The following is a 19,361-nucleotide window of genomic DNA, read 5'->3' on the forward strand; positions in this document are numbered from 1 at the left end:
CGGCGGCGCGGTCAGGCGCCGACTTCGAGCAGGATGTCGGTCCACAGCTCGGACGGATCCGGCTCGGGATCGTTGGTGGCGAACTCGGCCGACGCGTTCACGGTCTCGCGGACCTTGGCATCCGTCGCCTTGATGTCGGCCTCCGGCACGCCGTGCAGTTCGAGCAGGCGCTTGCGCACCATCTCGATCGGGTCGTGCTCGTCCCGCATCTTCGAGACCTCGTCCTTCGTCCGGTACTTAGCCGGGTCGGACATGGAGTGGCCGCGATAGCGGTAGGTCTGCATCTCGAGGATGAAGGGACCCTGGCCCGAGCGGGCGTGCTCGATGGCGCGGCTGGCGGCCTCGTGCACCGTGCGGACATCCATGCCGTCCACGGACTCGCCGGGGATGCCGAAGGACAGGCCGCGCTTCGAGAAGTCGGTCTGCGCCGAGGCGCGGGCGACCGAGGTGCCCATCGCGTAGCGGTTGTTCTCGATCACGTAGACGACCGGCAGCTTCCAGAGCGCCGCCATGTTGAAGCTCTCGTAGACCTGGCCCTGGTTGGCGGCGCCGTCACCCATGTAGGTGAGGCTCACCTTGCCGTTGCCGCGGTAATGGTCCGCGAAGCCGAGGCCGGTGCCCAGCGAGACCTGCGCGCCGACGATGCCGTGGCCGCCGAAGAACTGCTTCTCGCGGCTGAACATGTGCATCGAGCCGCCCTTGCCGCGGCTGTAGCCGCCGCGCCGGCCGGTCAGCTCGGCCATCACGCCCTTCGGGTCCATGCCCGTGGCCAGCATGTGGCCGTGGTCGCGGTAGCCGGTGATGACCTGATCGCCGTCCTCGGACGCCATCTGCATCCCGACCACCACGGCCTCCTGGCCGATATAGAGGTGGCAGAAACCGCCGATCAGACCCATGCCGTAGAGCTGGCCCGCCTTCTCCTCGAAGCGGCGGATCAGCAGCATCTCGTGGTAGGCGTGGAGGTCTTGTTCGCGCGTGAACTGCGGCATGTTCGGAGCCGGCTTATGGGCCTCGGCCGCCGAGGCCGACGACGAGCCGGCAGCGGGCTCGGTCTCGGCCGTCTTGCCAGCTTCCATGTCGTCTCTCCCGCACTCTCGCTGTCGTGAGGCGGGTGTAGGCTAGGAACAGACCGAAAGCGAGGCCCGCCCCTCTGACAGGCAAGCGCCGATGTCAGAACGCGGCGCAGCAAATCCACAGGTCTGTAGCGGATTGCCGGCTACAGCCGCACGTGCGGCAAGAACTCTCAAGGATCGATGATGACCACGTCGTTGGCGTGGACGCGGCCCAGCACGATCCTGGCGCGCTCTTCGAGGAGATCGCGGTCGATCTGGTCGCTCTTCAGCAGCGCGACTCGGTGTTCCCACACGGCGCGCTCAGCCTTCACGGCCGCCAATTCCTGATTGAGGCCGAATGCCTTGATCTTCAGCGTCCGCTTGGCTTCGAGGCCGCGATTGCCGCTCTCGGCCTGGACGATGAAATAGCCGCACACCAGGGCCGACAGGGTCCAGAGACCCAGCGGCAGCACGATCATTCTGACGCGGCGGCGGACAACCATGCCGCGACCTTGACTATGGAGGGTTAACGGAGGGTTTAGAGAGCGGGCTGACGCGACGTGGATATCGCCCCTCTCCCCGGATGCGGGGAGAGGGGATTTACGCCTCAGGCCCGCGCGATCTGCTTGATCGCGCCGTGCCCGGCATAGAGCGCCTGCGGGCCGAGGCCCTCCTCGATGCGGATCAGCTGGTTGTACTTCGCCAGTCTGTCCGAGCGGGCGAGCGAGCCGGTCTTGATCTGCCCGCAATTCGTCGCGACCGCGAGGTCGGCGATGGTCGAATCCTCGGTCTCGCCCGAGCGGTGGGACATCACCGCCGTGTAACCGGCGCGCTGGGCCATATCGACGGCGGCCAGGGTCTCGGTGAGCGAGCCGATCTGGTTCACCTTGATGAGGATCGAGTTGGCGGTGCCCTCGGCGATGCCGCGCGACAGGCGCTCGACATTGGTCACGAACAGATCGTCACCCACCAGCTGGCAGCGGGAGCCGACCTTGTCGGTGAGCAGCTTCCAGCCCTCCCAATCGTCCTCGGACATGCCGTCCTCGATGGAGACGATCGGGTACTTGCCGACGAGCTCGGCGAGGTAATCGACCTGGGCGGCGATGTCCCGGGTCTTGCCCTCGCCCTCGTAATGGTAGGCGCCGTTCTTGAAGAACTCGGTGGCCGCGCAATCGAGCGCCAGGGCGATCTCGGAGCCCGGCTTGAAGCCGGCCGACTGGATCGCCTGCATGACGAAATCGAGGGCCGCCTCGGCGGAGGGGAGGTTCGGGGCGAAGCCGCCCTCGTCGCCGACATTGGTGTTGTGACCGGCCTTCTTCAGGGCGCTCTTGAGGGTGTGAAACACCTCGGAGCCCATCCTCACCGCCTCGGCGATCGAGTCGGCGCCGACCGGCATGATCATGAATTCCTGGAAGTCGATCGGGTTGTCCGCATGGGCGCCGCCGTTGATGATGTTCATCATCGGCACCGGCAGGACGCGGCCCTGGACGCCGCCGACATAGCGGTAGAGCGGCAGGCCGGAGGCCTCCGCCGCCGCCTTCGCCACGGCGAGCGACACGCCGAGGATAGCGTTGGCGCCGAGCCGGGCCTTGTTCGGGGTGCCGTCGAGTTCGATCATTGCCTCGTCGACGGCGACCTGATCCTCCGCATCCATGCCGCCGATGGCGTCGAGGATCTCGGTCTGCGCGGCCTCGACCGCCTTCAGGACGCCCTTGCCGAGGAAGCGGGACTTGTCGCCGTCGCGCAGCTCGACCGCCTCGTGGGCGCCGGTCGAGGCGCCGGAGGGAACCGCCGCGCGGCCGAAGGAGCCGTCCTCCAGCAGCACATCGACCTCGACGGTCGGATTGCCGCGGCTGTCGAGGATTTCACGGGCGCTGATATTGGTGATCGCGGTCATGGTTGTCTCCCCGAGGGCCGCGGGCCGTTCGTCGCGCCGGCCGCTCGGCCGTGCATCGCGGGCGGCTTATCCGCCATGCTCGGCCCCCCGGCAACCCGGCGCCGGCCGGCATCCCGGCGAAATCTTTGCGAATGCCGCTCAAGGCGTTCCTACGCCGGCCTCCGCTCGTGCGGACGCGCGCGGGCCGCGCTATAGGAGCGGCATGACCAGCACATCGCACCTTCAGCTGGGGCAGGCGACCCCCCTCCCCCAGAACCCCGAGGAAGCCCGGCTCGACCGGGTGCCGAATCCCCATGCGGACACGGATTACGTCGCCCGCTTCACGGCGCCGGAATTCACCTCGATCTGTCCTGTCACCGGCCAGCCCGATTTCGCGATCCTCGTGATCGACTACGTGCCGGGCGAATGGCTCGTCGAGTCGAAGTCGCTGAAGCTCTACCTCGGGTCGTTCCGCAACCACGGCGCCTTCCACGAGGATTGCACCGTCACCATCGGCAAGCGCCTCGTGGAGCTGCTCGCGCCGCGCTACCTGCGGATCGGCGGCTATTGGTATCCGCGCGGCGGCATCCCCATCGACGTGTTCTGGCAGACGGGGACGCCCCCGGCCAATATCTGGCTCCCCGAGACTGGCGTCGCGCCCTATCGCGGGCGTTGACGTCACGCACGAAAAAGGGCGGCCGGCTCGCGCCGACCGCCCCTTAAACTCAACTGCTAGGACTTAGTAGCCGTAGCCGTAGGCCGGCGCACCATAGCCGTAACCCGGGGCGCCATAGCCGTAGCCATAGGCCGGACGGCCATAGCCGTAGGCGTCACGGGCCGCACCGGCGGCGATCGCACCGGCCGCGAGGCCAGCGATGCCGAGGCCGACAGCGGCGCCGGTCCCGATGCCGCGACGGCCGCCGTAGTAGCCGTGATGACCGTAGCCACCACCGTGGAAGCCGTAGGGACGGGCTTCGGCGCCAGTCGTGGCAGCAACGCTACCCAGGGCCATCGTGGCGGCGGCGGTCAGAAGAGCGAACTTGCGCATGATATCCTTTCTCGATCACTGATCGATCATGTTCCAATAACGTGGGGCTACCGCCTGGGTTCCAAAGGATTCACATCGCGATTCTTGATGATCCAGGTTCGTGAACGCCTGTTCATCAGGCGATGGCTTTCGAAATCGTGGCCAGTTGCCTGCGCCGTGGCCACTGGAAGCTCTGCCGTTTCCCTCGGGAACTTGCCGGCGAGTTGGTGGCGCCGGCCATTGCTGAAACGCAATTTAATCGACGGATCCCTCCACACGGCCATTTGATCGAGGCCCGTCGTGCCACGATCCCGGCCATGCGATCCGTCCTGACCTGTCTGCTCCTGTTCTTCGCCGGATTGTCCGCCCCGGCTCAGGCCCTGAACGGCCCGTCCCCCACCGCGCATGTCCTCACCGATGCGGTCTATGTCCGGCCGCTCTACGGCGGGCCGTATCGCCATTGTGGCGGGGAGTGCCTGAAGAGCGGAACGCTGTCGTGGTTCTGCTCCGAACGGCAGCAATGCGTTCTGAACTGCGCCGTCGCCCCGCCGACGCGAAAGTGCGCGACGCCCTGAACCGGGATGCACCAGCGAGGGAACCGGCGCATACAGGGGAGACGCCGAAACGCGGCGCGCCGGAGCCCTGGTTCGATGGACGCCCTTACGCTCATCCGTGAAACCTTCGCGCCGCTTGCGGGGAAAGCGATGCTCGATATCGGGTGCGGGACGGGCACCCTCACCCGCGCGCTGACCGAGGACGGCGCCGTCGTGACAGGCATCGACCCTGGCCCCGAAGCCCTCGCCAAGGCGCGGAGCCTCGTCCCCGCCGCGCGGTTCGAGGCGGCATCCGCCGAGGCCCTGCCCTTCCCGGACGGTCAATTCGACGGGGCGGTGATGATGAACTCCCTGCACCACGTCCCCGACCCGGTGAAGGCCCTGGGCGAGGCCGCGCGGGTGCTGCGCCGGGAAGGCCGGCTCGTGGTGATAGAGCCGCTGGCCTCGGGCACGTTCTTCGATGCACTGAAGCCCATCGAGGACGAGACCGAGATCCGCGCGGCGGCGCAGGCGGCCATCGCGGGCGCTGTCGCGGAGGGGCGATTCGCCTGCGAGCGCGACGTCACCCTGGATCGGCGGGAGACCTTCTCAGATATCGCGGCGTTCTTCGTCCGCGTCGTGTCGGTCGATCCCGCTCGCGCCGAGTCGATCCGTGAGCGCCGCACGGAAGCCGAAGCTGCCTTCGGCGGAGCGGCCGAGCAGGTGGCGGACGGGCGCTTCGCCCTGGTCCAGCCCCTGCGGATCCACGTCCTGACGCCGAGGGCCTAGAGCCGCACCCGAACGAGTTGGTTCAGCCAGCCTTCTCCGGATCGTCTCCTCATCCTGAGGTGCCGTCGCGAAGCGGCGGCCTCGAAGGAGGGCTCCAGGGATCGCGCGGCAGGCTGGAGCCCTCCTTCGAGGCCCGCTGACGCGGGCACCTCAGGATGAGGTGAGCGGGTTGGGGCCGCCTCACCATGATCGGTCGCTGCGCTAGCTCAGAGGCCCTTCGCGAGCCGGTCGAAGGCGACGAGCTGTTCGAGCAGGGCCGGCATGTCCTTCAGGGCGACCATGTTGGGCCCGTCCGAGGGCGCGCGGTCCGGGTCGGGGTGGGTCTCGATGAAGACGCCCGCCACGCCGACCGCCACCGCCGCGCGGGCGAGCACGGCCACGAATTCCCGCTGCCCGCCGGAACTGCCGCCCTGGCCACCCGGCTGCTGCACGGAATGGGTCGCGTCGAACACCACGGGCGCGCCGCCGGTGACCTCGGCCATGATCGGCAGGCTGCGCATGTCCGAGACGAGGGTGTTGTAGCCGAAGGAGGCGCCGCGCTCGGTGACGATGACGTTCGGGTTGCCGGCCTGGGTGATCTTGGCGGCGACGTGCTTCATGTCCCAGGGGGCGAGGAACTGGCCCTTCTTCACGTTCACCACCCGCCCCGTGGCGGCGGCCGCGAGGAGAAGGTCGGTCTGGCGGCAGAGGAAGGCGGGGATCTGCAGGATGTCCACCGCCTCGGCCACGGGGGCGCATTGGGCGGCATCGTGCACGTCGGTGAGGACCGGGAGCCCCAGAGTCTCGCGGATCTCGGCGAAGACCGGCAGGGCGCCGTCCAGCCCCATCCCGCGCGCGGCGCCGCCGGAGGTGCGGTTCGCCTTGTCGAACGAGGCCTTGAACACGAGACCGATTCCGAGCCGCGCCGCCAGCTCCTTGAGGGCGGCGGCGATCTCCAGGCCGTGCTGGCGGCCTTCGAGCTGGCAGGGCCCCGCGATCAGCGACAGGGGCAGGTGATTGGCGAAGGCGGCGTCGCGGGCGCGGACGACGGTGCCGGGCTGAATGTTCGACATGGCGCGGGTCTAGCCGGCATGGCGCCGCCGGGAAAGAGCCGCGGGAGCGATCCGGCAGACGGTGAGGTCCCCGGCGAGCGCATCCTGGCGGGGGCCGGTCTCGCACAGCATCAGCGCCCGGCCGGTGGCGCCCCGGCGGGGGGCGTCGGCGAGCAGGCTATCCTGGTGGAGGTTGAGCGCCAGCACCTCGGCGCGCTCCGCGTCGGCGCCGGTCAGCGCCCGCGCGGCGAGGCCGACCAAGGCAAAATACGCCTTGTCCGGCTCGCGATCGAGGGAGGCGAGGGTGATCCGCGCCGGGGCCCGGCAATCGAGGCTCATCCGTTCGGCATCCTGTGCCCGGAACACCGCGTAGTCGCCGGTTCGTCCCGCGAGCGAGGCGCCGGTCACGCGGATGACCTTGGCCGTCAGGACATCGCAGGCATCGGCCGCCGCAGCCGGCGTGGCGGCGAAGACGCCGGCGATCATGAGAAAACGGAGCATCGGGTCTGTCCGGAGGGGGCTTTCCTCCCGCGATTATAGGGCGATGTCTGGGGCCGGTCCCATCCGGAGTGCTCATGCCCCGTTTCGCCCTCGCCCCGGCTCTCCTCGTGCTGAGCCTCGCCGCCCTGCCCTGCCGGGCCGAAACCGCTTATGGGCCGGAACTCGAAGGGTTCGATTACCCCTTCCCGGTCGAGCGCTTCGCCTTCACCTCGCAGCGCCAGCCCCTGCAGATGGCCTATCTCGACGTGAAGCCGGACAAGCCGAACGGGCGGACGGTGGTGCTGCTGCACGGCAAGAATTTCTGCGCCGCGACTTGGGAGGGGCAGATCCGTGCCCTGACGGCGGCCGGCTATCGGGTCGTCGCGCCGGACCAGATCGGATTCTGCAAGTCGAGCAAGCCGGGCGCCTATCAGTTCACCTTCCGGCAACTCGCCGAGAACACCCACGCCCTGCTCGAGAAGCTCGGTATCGAGCACCCGGTCATCGTCGGGCACTCGACCGGCGGGATGCTCGCCGCCCACTACGCCCTGCTCTACCCGAAGGAGGTCGCGCGGCTGGTCATGGTCAATCCGGTCGGCCTGGAGGATTGGAGCGCCAAGGGCCTCCCGCCCGTCTCCATCGCCCGCTGGTACGAGCGCGAACTGAAGACGAGCGCAGAGTCGATCCGCAAGTACGAGACCGCGACTTACTACTCAGGCCACTGGGAGGAGCGCTACGAGCCCTGGGTTCAGATGCTGGCCGGGCTCTACGCGGGTCCCGGCAAGGAGGCCGTCGCCTGGGACTCGGCACTGCTCTACGACATGATCGTCACGCAGCCGGTGGTCTATCGCTTCCCGCAGATCGCGGTGCCGACGCTGCTGATGATCGGCCAGAAGGACAACACCGCCATCGGCAAGGACCTCGCCCCGCCGGAGGTGCGGCCGACGCTCGGGCATTACCCCGAACTCGGCCGCGCGGCCGCCAAGGCCATCCCCGGCGCCCGCCTCGTCGAGTTTCCCGAGTCCGGCCACGCGCCTCAGATGACCGAGCCGGAGGCCTTCAACCGGGCGCTGATCCAGGGGATCGGCGACTAGAAGTACGATTGCAGCGTGCCCCGGCGGCGCACATCGAGCGTCGCGCAGTGGAACGAGCCGCCGAACGGACCGTAGCTCAGGAACGGCGCGGGGATCGGGTCGAAGCCCCAATCCTTCAGCGCCTTGATGAGCGTCGGCTGGCTCTGGTCCACGACGATCTTCTTCTCGGTGATCGCGAGCACGTTGATCGAGGTCCAGGGCGAGCACATCGAGATCTTGCTCATGAATCCCTCGACCGGGTCGGGGCGCGGGGCGACGAGCACGTCCCACTTCTTGAGCACGGCCGGCAGGCGCTCGATGTCCACGTAATCCGGGTTCACCAGCACCTTGCCCGGCGCCAGCGGCATGAAGGACGAGTCGATGTGCATCGGCTGCGGGCAGCGGCTCTCGATCTCGTGGATGCGGAAGCCGGAGCCGAGGTGGCGGCGCAGCCACTCGATGCCCATCAGGTTCGTCACGTTCGAGCGGGTGACGAACAGGTCGCGCCCGCAGCGCACGAAGTCGGCGGCGTCGAACACCGGCTCGAACTCGTTCACCGTGAACTGCATGGGCTCGCCGGCCTTCAGGTTCGGCACCCGGTAATCGTAGTTATAGAGGTCGTCGGTCAGTTGCGGACGCGGGGCGGAGGTCCAGCGGGCGCCGTTGCGGAAGTATTCCTTGAACAGCGAGCGGTAGGCGTCGCCCTCGAAGTAACGGGAGCGCCAGCACATCGGGCTCTCGATGATCTCATCGCCGATGACGAGGTACGGGTCGCGCGGGCAGGCCACGCAGAACCCGCGCGAGGACCAGCGCGGCGCCTTGAATTTGCGGGAGAAATCCACCGTGTCGGGCCGGCGCACCTTGACTCCCTCGCCCGCGAGGATGGTGATGAAGTTGTCGAGCTCGGCCTGGGCGAGCTTCTTCATGAACTTCGGATACTTCCAGCCCGAAGCGAGCCGGTAGAAGGGCTGGGCCGCCCGCGGCAGGTTGAAAATGACCGTCAGGTGGTGGGTCGGAATCGTCGCCCCGTCGAGGGAGCCGACGATGACCTCCTCCAGCGGATCCCACTCGTTCCACGCCATCACGGGCGAGTGCGGCGCAGGCGTGGAAGGCTCCCGTGAGGAGGTCGCGATGCCCTCGACTCGCGCGGATTCGTCCACGGCCTCGGCGGCCGTGATGGGTGATTCGCGGTCCATGACGTGTGCCCCTTCTGCGACGTTTCGCGGTCTCATGTCCGGGACGTCAGGCCCGTTCGCCGCTTTGCCCCTCGGTGTAGCAAACGGGTGATAGACAGGGCTCATCCATGCTGCAACGTGGCGGAATAGCTTGTCGGGGCCGCTCGGACCTATTTCCGCCGCGACCGTGACCGATTTCCCGCATCAAGCCACTTGCGAGCTTGAAAGACGAAGATGAAGCGTCTCACGACACTGGCCTCGATTGCCGGTCTCTGCACGGTCGTGGGCCTGTTCGCGTCCTCGGGACTTGAGGATGTGTCGGCCGCCGTTGCGAGCGCCGGATGGGGCGCCCTCCTCGTCGTGCTCGCCCGTTTCGTGGCGGTCGCATGGGCGGGGCTCGGCTGGTACGTCGTCTTCCCGAAGGCGGCCATGCCTCGCCTGCGCGATTGCATCTCCCTGCGCTTCGTGCGCGAGGGCATCAACACGCTGCTGCCGGTGGCGACGGTGGGGGGCGACTTCGTCGGTGCGCGCCTGCTCGCCAAGCGCGGCGTGACCGGCGCGCTGGCCGGCGCCAGCATGTTCGTCGACCTGATGACCCAGGCGGTGACGCAGCTCATCTTCACCATCCTGGGCCTCGGCCTGCTGATCTGGCTCGTGGGCGATGGGCCGGTGGCCCGCACCGTGTCGGGCGGCGTGGCGCTGGCCGTGCCGGCGCTGGGCGCCTTCTACCTGATCCAGCGCCGGGCCGGTCACCGGGTGATCCAGGCGCTCCTGAACCGCTTCGCCTCCGGGCGCGAGTGGCGGGCGCTCGGCGCCGTGGACCAGCTTTATGACGGCCTGCGCCGCCTCTACGGCGCGCCGAACCGGGTTCTCTCGGCCATCGTGGTGCATTTCGGCGGCTGGATCATCGGCACCTTCGAAGTCTACCTGTGCCTGCACTTCATGGGCTATCCCGTGGACTTCATGCAGGCGCTCGTCATCGAGAGCCTCGCTCAGGCGGTGCGCGGCGCGGCCTTCGCCGTGCCCGGCGCCCTCGGCGCCCAGGAAGGCGGCCTTATCGCCCTGTGCGGCCTGTTCAACATCCCCGCCGAAGCGGCGCTCGCCCTCTCCCTCGTCAAGCGCTTCGCCGATCTCGGCGTCGGCCTGCCGAGCCTGCTGCTCTGGCACCGGACCGAGGCGGCCCTCCGCGCCAAGGGCGATGAGGACGCGGACGCGGACGAGGCCGAAGCCGACGGGGCGATCAGCTTCGCCCGCCGGCCCAAGCCCGCGCCGCAGGCGGCGACGCTCGGCCCGTTCTACAGCTATGCCCCGCCGCGCATGGGTGCCCGGTTGGACGAGAAGGACCTGAAGAAGTGCGCCTAATCCGCCGCTTCGCCGTCGCCGCGATCCTGGCTCTGCCCCTCGCCGCCCCCGCCCTGGCGGGTGACGAGGCCGCGATCCAGAACGTGCGCGACCTCTACGCCGCCTTCTCCGGCGCGGTGAAGGACGGCGCGGGCCCCCTGCCCGCCCGTGTCGAGGCCGTGACCCCCGCCATCGACAAGGCGTTCGACTTCCCCGCCATGGCGCGCATCGCCGTGGGCTCGAAATGGTCGGGCTTCACGCCGGAGCAGCAGGATGCGCTGACGAAGGCCCTGAAGCGCAGCCTTACCGTGACCTACGCGAACCGCCTCAGCCAGGCGGCGGGCGGCCAATTCGAGGTGACGCCGAAGATCGAGATGCGCGGCGCGCAGCGCGTGGTGCCGACCAAGGTGACCACCGTGGGCGGCGACGATTCCGAGGTCGACTTCGTCGTCAATGCCGACGATAGGGTGCAGGATGTGCTCCTGAACGGCGACGTGAGCGAGTTGGCGGCGCAGCGCACGATGCTGTCGAAGCCGCTGGCGAGCGGCGGCGCGGACGGGGCCGTCAAGTTCCTCAACGAGCGGACCGAGGGCATGCTCGCGGCGAAGCCCGCGTCCAAGCCTGCGCCCGCCAAGCCTGCCCCCGCCAAGGCAGCTCAATAGACGCCGCCTGCAACGCCGCAGCCGGCGGCCGGACATTCACGGACCCTACGGATGGATCTCACCTCCCTGGCGTCGCAGGCGCTGCTCTGGCTTTCGCCGCTCTGCCTGCTCCTCGCCGGGGCGGGCTGTTTCTACGGGCTGGCGGCGGCGTTCTTCGTGGGCCGCTACGGTGCCCGCCGCATCCCCACCCTCCCAGGTGACGCGCGGCCGGCGGTGACGGTGCTGAAGCCCCTCTGCGGGCTGGAGCCGAACCTCTACGAGAATCTGGAGACCGTGCTGCGCCAGGATTATGCCGGCGCCGTGCAGGTCGTCTTCGGCGTGCAGAACGCGGGCGATCCGGCGATCGGCGTGGTCCGCGCGCTCCGCGAGGCTTATCCCGAGGCGCGGATCGATCTCGTGATCGACGCGCGCCAGCATGGCTCGAACCGCAAGGTGTCGAACCTCATCAACATGGCGGAGAAGATCGCCCATCCGGTGATCGTCCTGGCCGACAGCGACATGGTGGTCGCGCCGGATTACCTCGAACGCATCGTCGCCGAACTGTCCCAGCCGGGGGTGTCGGGCGTGACCTGCCTCTATCATGGCGTGCCGGCCTTCCCCGGCGCCATGGGGCAGCTTTCGGCGCTCGCCATCGACGTGCAGTTCCTGCCGAACGTGGTGATGGGCCTGAGCCTCGGCCTCGCCAAGCCGTGTTTCGGCTCCACCGTCGCCTTCACCCGTGAGAGCCTCGAGGCGGTCGGCGGCTTCCGCCGCTTCCGCAACGACCTTGCCGACGATTACGCCATCGGCGCCGCCCTGCGCGGGCTCGGCGGACGGGTGACGATCCCGAGCCTCACCATCGGCCATACCTGCGTCGATACCGAGCTTCACGGCATGTGGAAGCACGAGCTGCGCTGGAACCGCACGATCCGCACCGTCGATCCGGCGGGCTATGCCGGCTCGGTCGTGACCCACGCCTTCCCGCTGGCGCTGATCGGCGCCGTCATGCCGGGCGCCGGCACGGCGGCCCTGGCCGTGGCGGCGTGCGCCCTCGCCTGCCGCTTCGCCCTGTGCCGGCAGGTGGAGCGGGCCTTCCGGCTGCCCCCGCATGCCTACTGGCTGTTGCCGATTCGCGACATGCTCTCCTTCATGAACTTCTCCTGTGCCTTCCTATCGGGGTCGGTGACATGGAAAGGTCACGATTATCACGTGGTTGCGGACGGTACGCTGATCCCCGACACGGACCTCGGCCGAGATGCCGGGGCTCCCACCGCCTGATCCGCCCGAACCCGACCCCCTGCCCAGCATCGAGGCCTTGAACCCCATGCGCACGCTTTTCCTCCAGGCCCCCACCTTCGACGGGTTCGACGGGGGCGCGGGCTCCCGTTACCAGGCCAAGCGCGAGATCAAGTCGTTCTGGTACCCGACCTGGCTGGCCCAGCCGGCCGCCCTGGTGCCGAACTCGAAGCTGATCGACGCGCCGCCGCACAACATCAAGCTGTCCGAGATCGTGGCCCAGGCCAATGATTTCGACCTCGTGGTGCTCCACACCTCGGTCCCGTCGTTCAAGTCGGACGTGAAGACGATCGAGGCGCTGAAGGCCGCCAACCCGAAGCTGATCGCCGGCCTGATCGGCGCCAAGGTGGCCGTGGACGCCGCCGGCGCCATGGCCCAGGCGCCGGTGGTCGATTTCTGCGCCCGCAACGAGTTCGACTTCACGGTCAAGGAAGTCGCCGACGGCGTGCCGATGGCGCAGATCAAGGGTCTGTCCTATCGCGATGCCAACGGCACCGTGGTCCATAATGAGGACCGCGAGATCATGACCGACATGGACCAGCTGCCCTTCGTCACCAGCGTCTACAAGCGCGACCTGGAGATGGAGAAGTACTTCATCGGGTACCTGAAGCACCCCTACATCTCGTTCTACTCGGGCCGTGGCTGCAAGAGCCGCTGCACCTTCTGCCTGTGGCCGCAGACGGTCGGCGGGCACACCTACCGCACCCGCTCGGTCGCCCACGTGATCGAGGAGATCAAGTACTGCCTGAAGGAGTTCCCCCAGACCAAGGAGTTCTTCTTCGACGACGACACCTTCACCGACAACCTGCCGCGCGCCGAGGAGATCGCCCGCGAGCTTGGCAAGCTCGGCGTCACGTGGTCGTGCAACGCCAAGGCGAACGTGCCGCGTGAGACCCTGAAGGTCCTCAAGGAGAACGGCCTGCGCCTCCTCCTCGTCGGCTACGAGTCCGGCAACCAGCAGATCCTTCACAACATCAAGAAGGGCATGCGCGTCGAGGTGGCCGAGAAGTTCACCCAGGATTGCCACGACCTCGGCATCGCCATCCACGGCACCTTCATCCTCGGCCTGCCGGGCGAGACGAAGGAGACGATCCAGGAGACGATCGCCTTCGCCAAGCGGATCAACCCGCACACGATCCAGGTCTCCCTGGCGGCGCCCTACCCGGGTACCTTCCTGTACAAGCAGGCCGTGGAGAACGGCTGGCTCGACGTCGAGAACGCCGAACTGGTCGATGAGAACGGCGTGCAGGTCGCGCCGCTGCACTACCCGCACCTGTCGCACACCGAGATCTTCACCTCGGTGGAGGAGTTCTACAAGAAGTTCTACTTCCGGGCTCCGAAGATCGCCTCCATCGTCAGCGAGATGGTGCGCTCGCCCGACATGATGAAGCGCCGCCTGCGCGAGGGCGTGGAGTTCTACCGCTTCCTCAAGGAGCGCCAGGGCACCGCCAAGGCGGCGTAAAACCGGGGGTCCGGGGCCTCAGGCCCCGGCGGGGCGTGCGGGGCGGAGCCCCGCATATCCCAGGGCTCTGCCCTGGACCCGCGAGAGGGCTCGCCCTCTCGACACCCTTTACGAGGTGAGTGTGAAGCGTCTCGTCGTTACGGCTGATGATTTTGGGCTGAGCCTCGAGGTCAACGAGGCCGTCGAACAGGCGCACCTGGAGGGAATCCTCACGGCCGCCAGCCTCATGGTGTCCGCCCCCGCCGCCGCCGATGCCGTGGCGCGGGCCAAGCGCCTGCCCTCGCTAAGGGTCGGGCTGCATCTCGTGCTGGTCGAGGCGTGGCCGACGCTGCCGCCCGGCGATCTTCCCGATCTCACCGGGCCGGACGGGCTGCTTCGGGCCGACATGGCCAAGCTGGGGCTCGATTTCGCCCGCCGTCCCGCCGCGCGGCGCCAGCTCGCCGCCGAGATCGAGGCGCAGTTCGAGGCCTACCGGGCCACCGGCCTGCCCCTCGACCACGTCAACGCCCACAAGCATTTCCACGTCCACCCGCTGATTGCGGGCGCGGTGCTGCGCATCGGCCGCCGCTATGGGATGCGCGCCATCCGGGTGCCCCGCGAGCCGCGCGAGATCCTGCGCCGCGCCGAGCCGGGCGCCAAACCCCGCGCCGCCCTCGACAGCGCCCCCTGGGCCGCCCTGCTCGCCGTGCGCGCCCGTCAGGCGGGGCTGCTGATCCCCGACCGGACCCTCGGCCTCGCGTGGTCTGGCGCCATGACGCCGCCGCGCGTGGCCGGGCTTCTCGCCCATCTGCCGGATGGCCTGACGGAGCTTTACACGCACCCGGCCACCGGGGGCGGCTTTCCCTGCGAGGCGCCAGGCTACCTCTACGCGCAGGAGCGCGACGCGCTCATCGCCCCGGCCACCCTCGCCGCGGCGCAGGGCATCGCGAGGGGCGGGTTCTCGGACTTCTTGTAGTCTTTAGACGTCATTGCGAGCGTAGCGAAGCAATCCAGCTGCGCGACGTCGGGAAGCGTGCCGCGACTCTGGATTGCTTCGCTACGCTCGCAATGACGGGGGCGTTCTCCCTACTTTCTACTTCGCCGGCACCGGCTCCGCGCGGCGCTTGCCGAGGATCGGGCTCTTGCCGGCCGCGTCGCCTTCGGGGCGGTTGCGGTCGGGCTGGGCCGGCGGCTCGCCGAGCGTCGCCGGCACCACGAAGAACGCGGCGAGCAGCGTGAAGAACAGCGACAGGGCCAGCAACTCGCCCATGCTCGCCGTGCCCGGATGGCTCGACAGAACCAGCGAGCCGAAGGCGCTGCCGGTGGTCATCGCGGAGAAGAAGATCGCCCGCGTCAGGCTGGAGGCCAGCATGTCGGTCACGCCCGCTCGCCACGCGATCACGTAGTAGATGTGGAAGGCCACGCCTACCGCGAGCATCAAGGGCAGGGCGATGATGTTGGCGAAGTTCAGCGGCATGCCGATGATCCGCATCGCCATCAGCGTCCACAGGGTCGCGATCACCAGCGGGCCCAGCGTCATCGCCACGTCCCACGGCTTGCGCAGGGCGACCGACAGGATGACGAAGATCAGCACCAGCGCGGTGATGGCGGCCTGCACGAAGGCGCCGAGGATGGTGTAGCTCGACCGGGTGGTCGAGACCGGCGCGCCGGTCGCGTGCGGGGCGACCTTGAGCACTTCATTCGCGAAGTTGCGCAAGACCTTGTCGTTGTTCGAGTTCCCCTTCGGATGCACCTCGACGCGGGCGCGTCCGTCGGCCGCGACCCAATCCGCCTTCAACTGCGGCGGCATGTTCTCGAGGGTGATCTTCTCCGGGTGCAGCAGGTCGCGCAGGCGCGACAGCAACGGGCCGAGATCCTTGGTCAGCGCAACGGAGGCCGCCTCGCGCTTCTGCACGGGCCCGTCCGCCAGGGTGTCGAGGGTGCCCGCGAGGTGCTTGGCCGTGCCGGCGCCCGGCGCGTCGGACTTCGCCTCGTCCGAGACGCCCTTCAGGGCGGTCGCCGCGTCCTTCAGCGCCTTGACGTTGTCGGCGTCGGTCGGCGGCGGCGGCTTGCGGGCGGGGTTGAGCACGGGGTCGAGAAGCTGCGCCGTATCAGCCACTTGCGCGAGCTTCTTGTCCTGGTCCGGGGGGACGAAGGTGTTGATGCTCGTCACGAAGTCGGAGGCCGGCAGGGCCTCGAGCTTCTTGGTGACCTCGGGGATCGCCGCGACGTTCGGGGCCAGCACGTCGATGACGTTGGGGCTCGTCTCGGGGTTCTTGATGAGGTCGAGATAGGTGGCGATCGACTCGACCTTCGGGCTGCGCAGGTGCATCGGGTTCGAATCGAACGGCAGCGACCACAGCAGCGGCATGCCCGCCAGTGTCACCAGACCAACGGCGATCAGGATCGGCTTGCGGTTGCGGATGATCCACGGGTCGACGCCGACCAGCCACGTGGTCTCCACGGCGGCCTTCTCGCCTTTCGGCCGGAACACGGCGATGAGCGCCGGAAGCAGGGTGAGCGAGAAGAGATAGGCCACGATCATGCCGACGCCGGCGATCAGGCCGAGTTCGGACACGCCCCGGAAGGCCGTCGGCAGGAAGGCGAAGAAGCCGGCAAGCAGCGAGACCGCCGCGAGCGTCAGCGACCAGCCGACGCCCCTGGCGGCGGCGCGGATGGCGGCCTGAAGGGTCGGCTGCTCATAGCGGTCGGCGCGGTAGCGCACCGAGAACTGGATACCGAAATCGATGCCAAGCCCCACGAACAGGGCGGCGAAGGCCACCGAGATCGGGTTCAGCTCACCGACGAGCAGGAGCCCCAGGGCCGCCGTCACGATCAGCCCGGCGAAGGTGGTGATAATGACGCCGATGACCAGCGGCCCCGAGCGCAGGGCGAGCCACAGGAACAGCACGATGGCGCCGACGATGATGCTGTTGTTCAGCAGCGCATCCTCGGACAGCGTTGCGAATTCCTCGTCGGCCACCGCGACGGGGCCGGTCAGGCGCATCCGCAGGCCGTTGGCAGCGTCGATCTTGAGGTCCCTCGCGACCTCGCGGATCATCTTGGTCGCCTCGTAGCCGGGCTCCAGCGCGTTGAAGTCCAGCACCGGCTGGATCATCACGAACTTCAGCTTGTCGGTGACGCGGGTCTCGCCGTTGGACAGCAGCGCCTGCCAGGAGAGGCGGGCCGGTTCGCCCTTCAGGACCTTCTGCAGCGTGGCGTCGATCTGCGCCATCGGCTTGTCGAGGTCTTGGAGCGTCGCGTCGCCCGATTTCACCCCTCGGGCGCCGAGGGTGAGCACGCGCATGATGCCGCGCAGCGACGGGTCGGCGGCCAGCGGCCCGAGCAGGCCCTGCTGCTGGGTCAGTTGGTCGAGGGTCTTGTCGAGTTCGGCCTGCGGCATCAGCAGGAGGCCGTTCTTGTCGAAGAACGGGCCGCCATCGGGCCGGTAGACGGTCTCGATCAGGTTCTTGCGCTCGGAGAGGGCGCGCGTCAGCGAGGCGGCGGCCTCTTCGGTCTCCTCCGGCGTCTGGCCGTCGATGACGGCCACGATGAGGTTCGAACGCTGCGGGAACGCCTTCTCGAAGGCGATCTCGTCCTGCCGCCACGGCTCCTTCGGGTCGATGAGCCGTTCCACATCGGTGTTGATGCGGAACAGGTGGGCGGCGACACCGACGCTCGCGAGCGTCATCACCGCAATGAGGGCGATCACGATCCAGCGGTAGCGGACGGAAGACGCGACGAGACCTTCGATCACGAGTATCCTGCCAGTTCGTCCGGCTCGAGAAGGGGATTCCCCGCTGTTCCGGAAACGCTTGCCGGGCCGAAGCGGTCGCAGGACCGTCGGACCCGTGGTCGTCGAGGGACCACGCGCGAGCCAAGCCGGCAACCGACACGAGGTTCCCCGCGCCGGCGCCGTCTTACGGCGCAGTCGCTTGGCTCAGTAAAGAGGCGGGCTCAGGATTGCAACGCGAGGGCGCCCCGCGTCACCATCCTGCCACAGGCGTGCGCTGTCGCACCGCACACGGGGTCGTGGCTACTCAAGCGGAATGAATGGCCGTAATGCCGTCGCATTGTGCGCGTGGAAGTCGTGCGCCGTCCGGGGTGACGCCGCCGGGTTCACGACGTTTGGCACCAGCCATGCGTCTGCCTGTGGCGCCGTTGCGTCAGCCTCGCACTAATGAGTTCACACAAGTCCTCTACACCGTAGTTTGAGAGCCGTTCCAAGCTACGTTGCTGGAAATCGAGAACTTTTCACGCTAAGCACCCCGCTTGTCCGGGGCCGACGCAACTAAGGAGCCGCATCTTGGGTATCCCCCTCCGGTACGTCGCGAAGATCGGCGGCTACATCCTCAAACAGCATTTGACGGGTCGCAAGCGCTACCCGCTCGTGATGATGATGGAGCCCCTGTTCCGCTGCAATCTTGCCTGCGCCGGTTGCGGCAAGATCGACTACCCCGAGGAAATCCTCAACAAGCGCCTGCCCGTGGACGAGGCGCTGGAGTCGGTGCGCGAGTGCGGCGCCCCCGTGGTGGTGATCGCCGGCGGTGAGCCGCTTCTCCACAAGGATCTTCCGCAGATCGTGGAAGGCATCATCGCGCAGAAGAAGTTCGCCATCGTCTGCACGAACGCGCTCCTCCTCGAGAAGAAGATCAAGGAGTACAAGCCGAGCCCGTACTTCACCTGGTCGATCCATCTCGATGGCGACAAGGAGATGCACGACCAGTCGGTGTGCCAGCGCGGCGTCTACGACAAGGCCGTGGCGGCGATCGCGAAGGCCAAGGAGATGGGCTTCCGCGTCACCATCAACTGCACCTTCTTCAATAACTCGAAGCCGGAGAAGATCGCCGACTTCTTCGACAGCGTGACCCGGATGGGCATCGACGGCATCACCGTCTCCCCCGGCTACGCCTACGAGCGCGCCCCCGACCAGCAGCACTTCCTGAACCGCAAGGCGACGAAGGACCTGTTCCGCGGCGTGTTCCGGCACGGCAAGGAGAAGGGCCGCGAGAAGTGGACCTTCCAGCAGTCAGGCCTGTTCCTCGACTTCCTGGCCGGCAACCAGACCTACCATTGCACCCCGTGGGGCAACCCGACCCGCACCGTGTTCGGGTGGCAGAAGCCCTGCTACCTCCTCGGCGAGGGCTACGCGGCCACCTTCAAGGAGCTGATGGAAGACACCGATTGGGATTCCTACGGCACCGGCAACTACGAGAAGTGCGCCGACTGCATGGTCCATTCGGGCTACGAGGCCTCCTCGGTGGTCGATTCGGTCCGCAAGCCGTGGAAGCCGGTGGTGCAGATGCTGCGCGGCATCAAGACCGAGGGCGACATGGCCCCCGATGTCAGCCTCGAGAACCAGCGCCCGGCCGAGTTCGTGTTCTCGCGCAACGTCGCGCAGAAGCTCTCCGAGATCAAAGCCTCGGGCGTGGATACCAAGCAGGAAGCCCGCAAGCGCACCGCCGCCTGAGGCTCCTTTCCGTTTCTCACGACACAGCCGCCGCAGGACACTGCGGCGGTTTTCTTTTGCCCTGTCAGCCGTCCTCCCTGGCGAAGACTGCGTAACCCGCGACGCCCCCCCCCCCCCCCCCCCCCCCCCCCCCCCC

General features: G+C 68.1%; 18 protein-coding genes. 10 read left to right on the forward strand and 8 right to left on the reverse strand.

All coding sequences use genetic code 11. The features are described from left to right. Positions 1-11: 11 nt before the first annotated feature. The 3 genes from pdhA to eno all read right to left on the reverse strand — a co-directional run bounded on the left by pdhA (position 12) and on the right by eno (position 2,949). Positions 12-1,076, reverse strand: coding sequence for a pyruvate dehydrogenase (acetyl-transferring) E1 component subunit alpha (gene pdhA / locus ACS5Q7_RS09415; protein WP_478339067.1), 1,065 nt, complete (start codon positions 1,074-1,076; stop codon positions 12-14). A gap of 167 nt (positions 1,077-1,243) precedes the next feature. After that, the gene (locus ACS5Q7_RS09420; RefSeq protein WP_478339068.1) at positions 1,244-1,555 is read right to left on the reverse strand and encodes an FtsB family cell division protein; all 312 of its coding nucleotides are present in this window, start codon (positions 1,553-1,555) and stop codon (positions 1,244-1,246) included. Positions 1,556-1,659: 104 nt separating this feature from the next. Continuing rightward, positions 1,660-2,949 (reverse strand): phosphopyruvate hydratase, encoded by a 1,290-nt coding sequence (gene eno, locus ACS5Q7_RS09425; protein WP_478339069.1) that lies wholly within the window; start codon positions 2,947-2,949, stop codon positions 1,660-1,662. A gap of 202 nt (positions 2,950-3,151) precedes the next feature. Here eno and queF point away from each other — a divergent pair, with 202 nt between their 5' ends. Continuing rightward, positions 3,152-3,604, forward strand: coding sequence for a preQ(1) synthase (gene queF, locus ACS5Q7_RS09430; RefSeq protein WP_478339070.1), 453 nt, complete (start codon positions 3,152-3,154; stop codon positions 3,602-3,604). A gap of 63 nt (positions 3,605-3,667) precedes the next feature. Here queF and ACS5Q7_RS09435 read toward each other — a convergent pair whose 3' ends face one another. Further along, the gene (locus ACS5Q7_RS09435; protein ID WP_478339071.1) at positions 3,668-3,976 is read right to left on the reverse strand and encodes a hypothetical protein; all 309 of its coding nucleotides are present in this window, start codon (positions 3,974-3,976) and stop codon (positions 3,668-3,670) included. 296 nt (positions 3,977-4,272) lie between these two features. On the opposite strand from ACS5Q7_RS09435, the gene ACS5Q7_RS09440 reads away from it, so the two are divergent. Together ACS5Q7_RS09440 and ACS5Q7_RS09445 are read left to right on the forward strand one after the other, a co-directional pair. After that, positions 4,273-4,530 (forward strand): hypothetical protein, encoded by a 258-nt coding sequence (locus tag ACS5Q7_RS09440; RefSeq protein WP_478339072.1) that lies wholly within the window; start codon positions 4,273-4,275, stop codon positions 4,528-4,530. A 75-nt stretch (positions 4,531-4,605) separates the two neighbouring features. Beyond that, positions 4,606-5,277: a class I SAM-dependent methyltransferase gene (locus tag ACS5Q7_RS09445; RefSeq protein WP_478339073.1), complete on the forward strand. Its 672-nt coding sequence runs from the start codon at positions 4,606-4,608 to the stop codon at positions 5,275-5,277. Between the two features lie 206 nt (positions 5,278-5,483). Here the strand turns inward: ACS5Q7_RS09445 and kdsA are convergent, their stop codons facing one another. Both kdsA and ACS5Q7_RS09455 read right to left on the reverse strand, forming a co-directional pair. Then, entirely contained in the window at positions 5,484-6,329 is an 846-nt protein-coding gene (gene kdsA / locus ACS5Q7_RS09450) for a 3-deoxy-8-phosphooctulonate synthase (RefSeq protein WP_478339074.1), read from the reverse strand. Between the two features lie 9 nt (positions 6,330-6,338). Then, positions 6,339-6,809 (reverse strand): hypothetical protein, encoded by a 471-nt coding sequence (locus ACS5Q7_RS09455; protein WP_478339075.1) that lies wholly within the window; start codon positions 6,807-6,809, stop codon positions 6,339-6,341. A gap of 74 nt (positions 6,810-6,883) precedes the next feature. Here ACS5Q7_RS09455 and ACS5Q7_RS09460 point away from each other — a divergent pair, with 74 nt between their 5' ends. Continuing rightward, entirely contained in the window at positions 6,884-7,882 is a 999-nt protein-coding gene (locus ACS5Q7_RS09460; protein ID WP_478339076.1) for an alpha/beta fold hydrolase, read from the forward strand. On the opposite strand, the gene ACS5Q7_RS09465 is transcribed toward ACS5Q7_RS09460, so the two are convergent. Next, positions 7,879-9,057, reverse strand: coding sequence for an amidinotransferase (locus tag ACS5Q7_RS09465; RefSeq protein WP_478339077.1), 1,179 nt, complete (start codon positions 9,055-9,057; stop codon positions 7,879-7,881). The genes ACS5Q7_RS09460 and ACS5Q7_RS09465 overlap by 4 nt on opposite strands. Positions 9,058-9,270: 213 nt before the next feature. Between ACS5Q7_RS09465 and ACS5Q7_RS09470 the strand changes: the two genes are divergently transcribed. From ACS5Q7_RS09470 to hpnK, 5 genes are all read left to right on the forward strand, one after another. Beyond that, on the forward strand, positions 9,271-10,398 hold the full coding sequence (locus tag ACS5Q7_RS09470) for a flippase-like domain-containing protein (RefSeq protein WP_478339078.1): 1,128 nt from the start codon (positions 9,271-9,273) through the stop codon (positions 10,396-10,398). Beyond that, positions 10,389-11,039 (forward strand): MlaC/ttg2D family ABC transporter substrate-binding protein, encoded by a 651-nt coding sequence (locus tag ACS5Q7_RS09475; RefSeq protein WP_478339079.1) that lies wholly within the window; start codon positions 10,389-10,391, stop codon positions 11,037-11,039. The genes ACS5Q7_RS09470 and ACS5Q7_RS09475 overlap by 10 nt, the downstream gene beginning before the upstream one ends. Before the next feature lie 51 nt (positions 11,040-11,090). Continuing rightward, positions 11,091-12,296: a bacteriohopanetetrol glucosamine biosynthesis glycosyltransferase HpnI gene (gene hpnI / locus ACS5Q7_RS09480; RefSeq protein ID WP_478339080.1), complete on the forward strand. Its 1,206-nt coding sequence runs from the start codon at positions 11,091-11,093 to the stop codon at positions 12,294-12,296. Between the two features lie 46 nt (positions 12,297-12,342). Next, on the forward strand, positions 12,343-13,776 hold the full coding sequence (gene hpnJ, locus ACS5Q7_RS09485) for a hopanoid biosynthesis associated radical SAM protein HpnJ (RefSeq protein WP_478339081.1): 1,434 nt from the start codon (positions 12,343-12,345) through the stop codon (positions 13,774-13,776). Between the two features lie 121 nt (positions 13,777-13,897). Further along, complete coding sequence (gene hpnK, locus ACS5Q7_RS09490) at positions 13,898-14,731, forward strand: hopanoid biosynthesis-associated protein HpnK (RefSeq protein ID WP_478339082.1); 834 nt, start codon at positions 13,898-13,900, stop codon at positions 14,729-14,731. A gap of 117 nt (positions 14,732-14,848) precedes the next feature. On the opposite strand, the gene ACS5Q7_RS09495 is transcribed toward hpnK, so the two are convergent. Further along, positions 14,849-17,512, reverse strand: coding sequence for an MMPL family transporter (locus ACS5Q7_RS09495; RefSeq protein WP_478339083.1), 2,664 nt, complete (start codon positions 17,510-17,512; stop codon positions 14,849-14,851). A gap of 549 nt (positions 17,513-18,061) precedes the next feature. Between ACS5Q7_RS09495 and hpnH the strand changes: the two genes are divergently transcribed. After that, on the forward strand, positions 18,062-19,225 hold the full coding sequence (gene hpnH / locus ACS5Q7_RS09500; protein WP_478339084.1) for an adenosyl-hopene transferase HpnH: 1,164 nt from the start codon (positions 18,062-18,064) through the stop codon (positions 19,223-19,225). The last annotated feature ends 136 nt before the right edge of the window (positions 19,226-19,361 follow it).

This window comes from Methylobacterium sp. Gmos3, from assembly GCF_056430985.1.

Coding starts and splice junctions, on each gene's coding strand:
- pdhA (WP_478339067.1), bottom strand. CDS start 1,076: ATGGAAGCTGGCAAGACGGCCGAGACCGAGCCCGCTGCCGGCTCGTCG.
- ACS5Q7_RS09420 (WP_478339068.1), bottom strand. CDS start 1,555: ATGGTTGTCCGCCGCCGCGTCAGAATGATCGTGCTGCCGCTGGGTCTC.
- eno (WP_478339069.1), bottom strand. CDS start 2,949: ATGACCGCGATCACCAATATCAGCGCCCGTGAAATCCTCGACAGCCGC.
- queF (WP_478339070.1), top strand. CDS start 3,152: ATGACCAGCACATCGCACCTTCAGCTGGGGCAGGCGACCCCCCTCCCC.
- ACS5Q7_RS09435 (WP_478339071.1), bottom strand. CDS start 3,976: ATGCGCAAGTTCGCTCTTCTGACCGCCGCCGCCACGATGGCCCTGGGT.
- ACS5Q7_RS09440 (WP_478339072.1), top strand. CDS start 4,273: ATGCGATCCGTCCTGACCTGTCTGCTCCTGTTCTTCGCCGGATTGTCC.
- ACS5Q7_RS09445 (WP_478339073.1), top strand. CDS start 4,606: ATGGACGCCCTTACGCTCATCCGTGAAACCTTCGCGCCGCTTGCGGGG.
- kdsA (WP_478339074.1), bottom strand. CDS start 6,329: ATGTCGAACATTCAGCCCGGCACCGTCGTCCGCGCCCGCGACGCCGCC.
- ACS5Q7_RS09455 (WP_478339075.1), bottom strand. CDS start 6,809: ATGCTCCGTTTTCTCATGATCGCCGGCGTCTTCGCCGCCACGCCGGCT.
- ACS5Q7_RS09460 (WP_478339076.1), top strand. CDS start 6,884: ATGCCCCGTTTCGCCCTCGCCCCGGCTCTCCTCGTGCTGAGCCTCGCC.
- ACS5Q7_RS09465 (WP_478339077.1), bottom strand. CDS start 9,057: ATGGACCGCGAATCACCCATCACGGCCGCCGAGGCCGTGGACGAATCC.
- ACS5Q7_RS09470 (WP_478339078.1), top strand. CDS start 9,271: ATGAAGCGTCTCACGACACTGGCCTCGATTGCCGGTCTCTGCACGGTC.
- hpnI (WP_478339080.1), top strand. CDS start 11,091: ATGGATCTCACCTCCCTGGCGTCGCAGGCGCTGCTCTGGCTTTCGCCG.
- hpnJ (WP_478339081.1), top strand. CDS start 12,343: ATGCGCACGCTTTTCCTCCAGGCCCCCACCTTCGACGGGTTCGACGGG.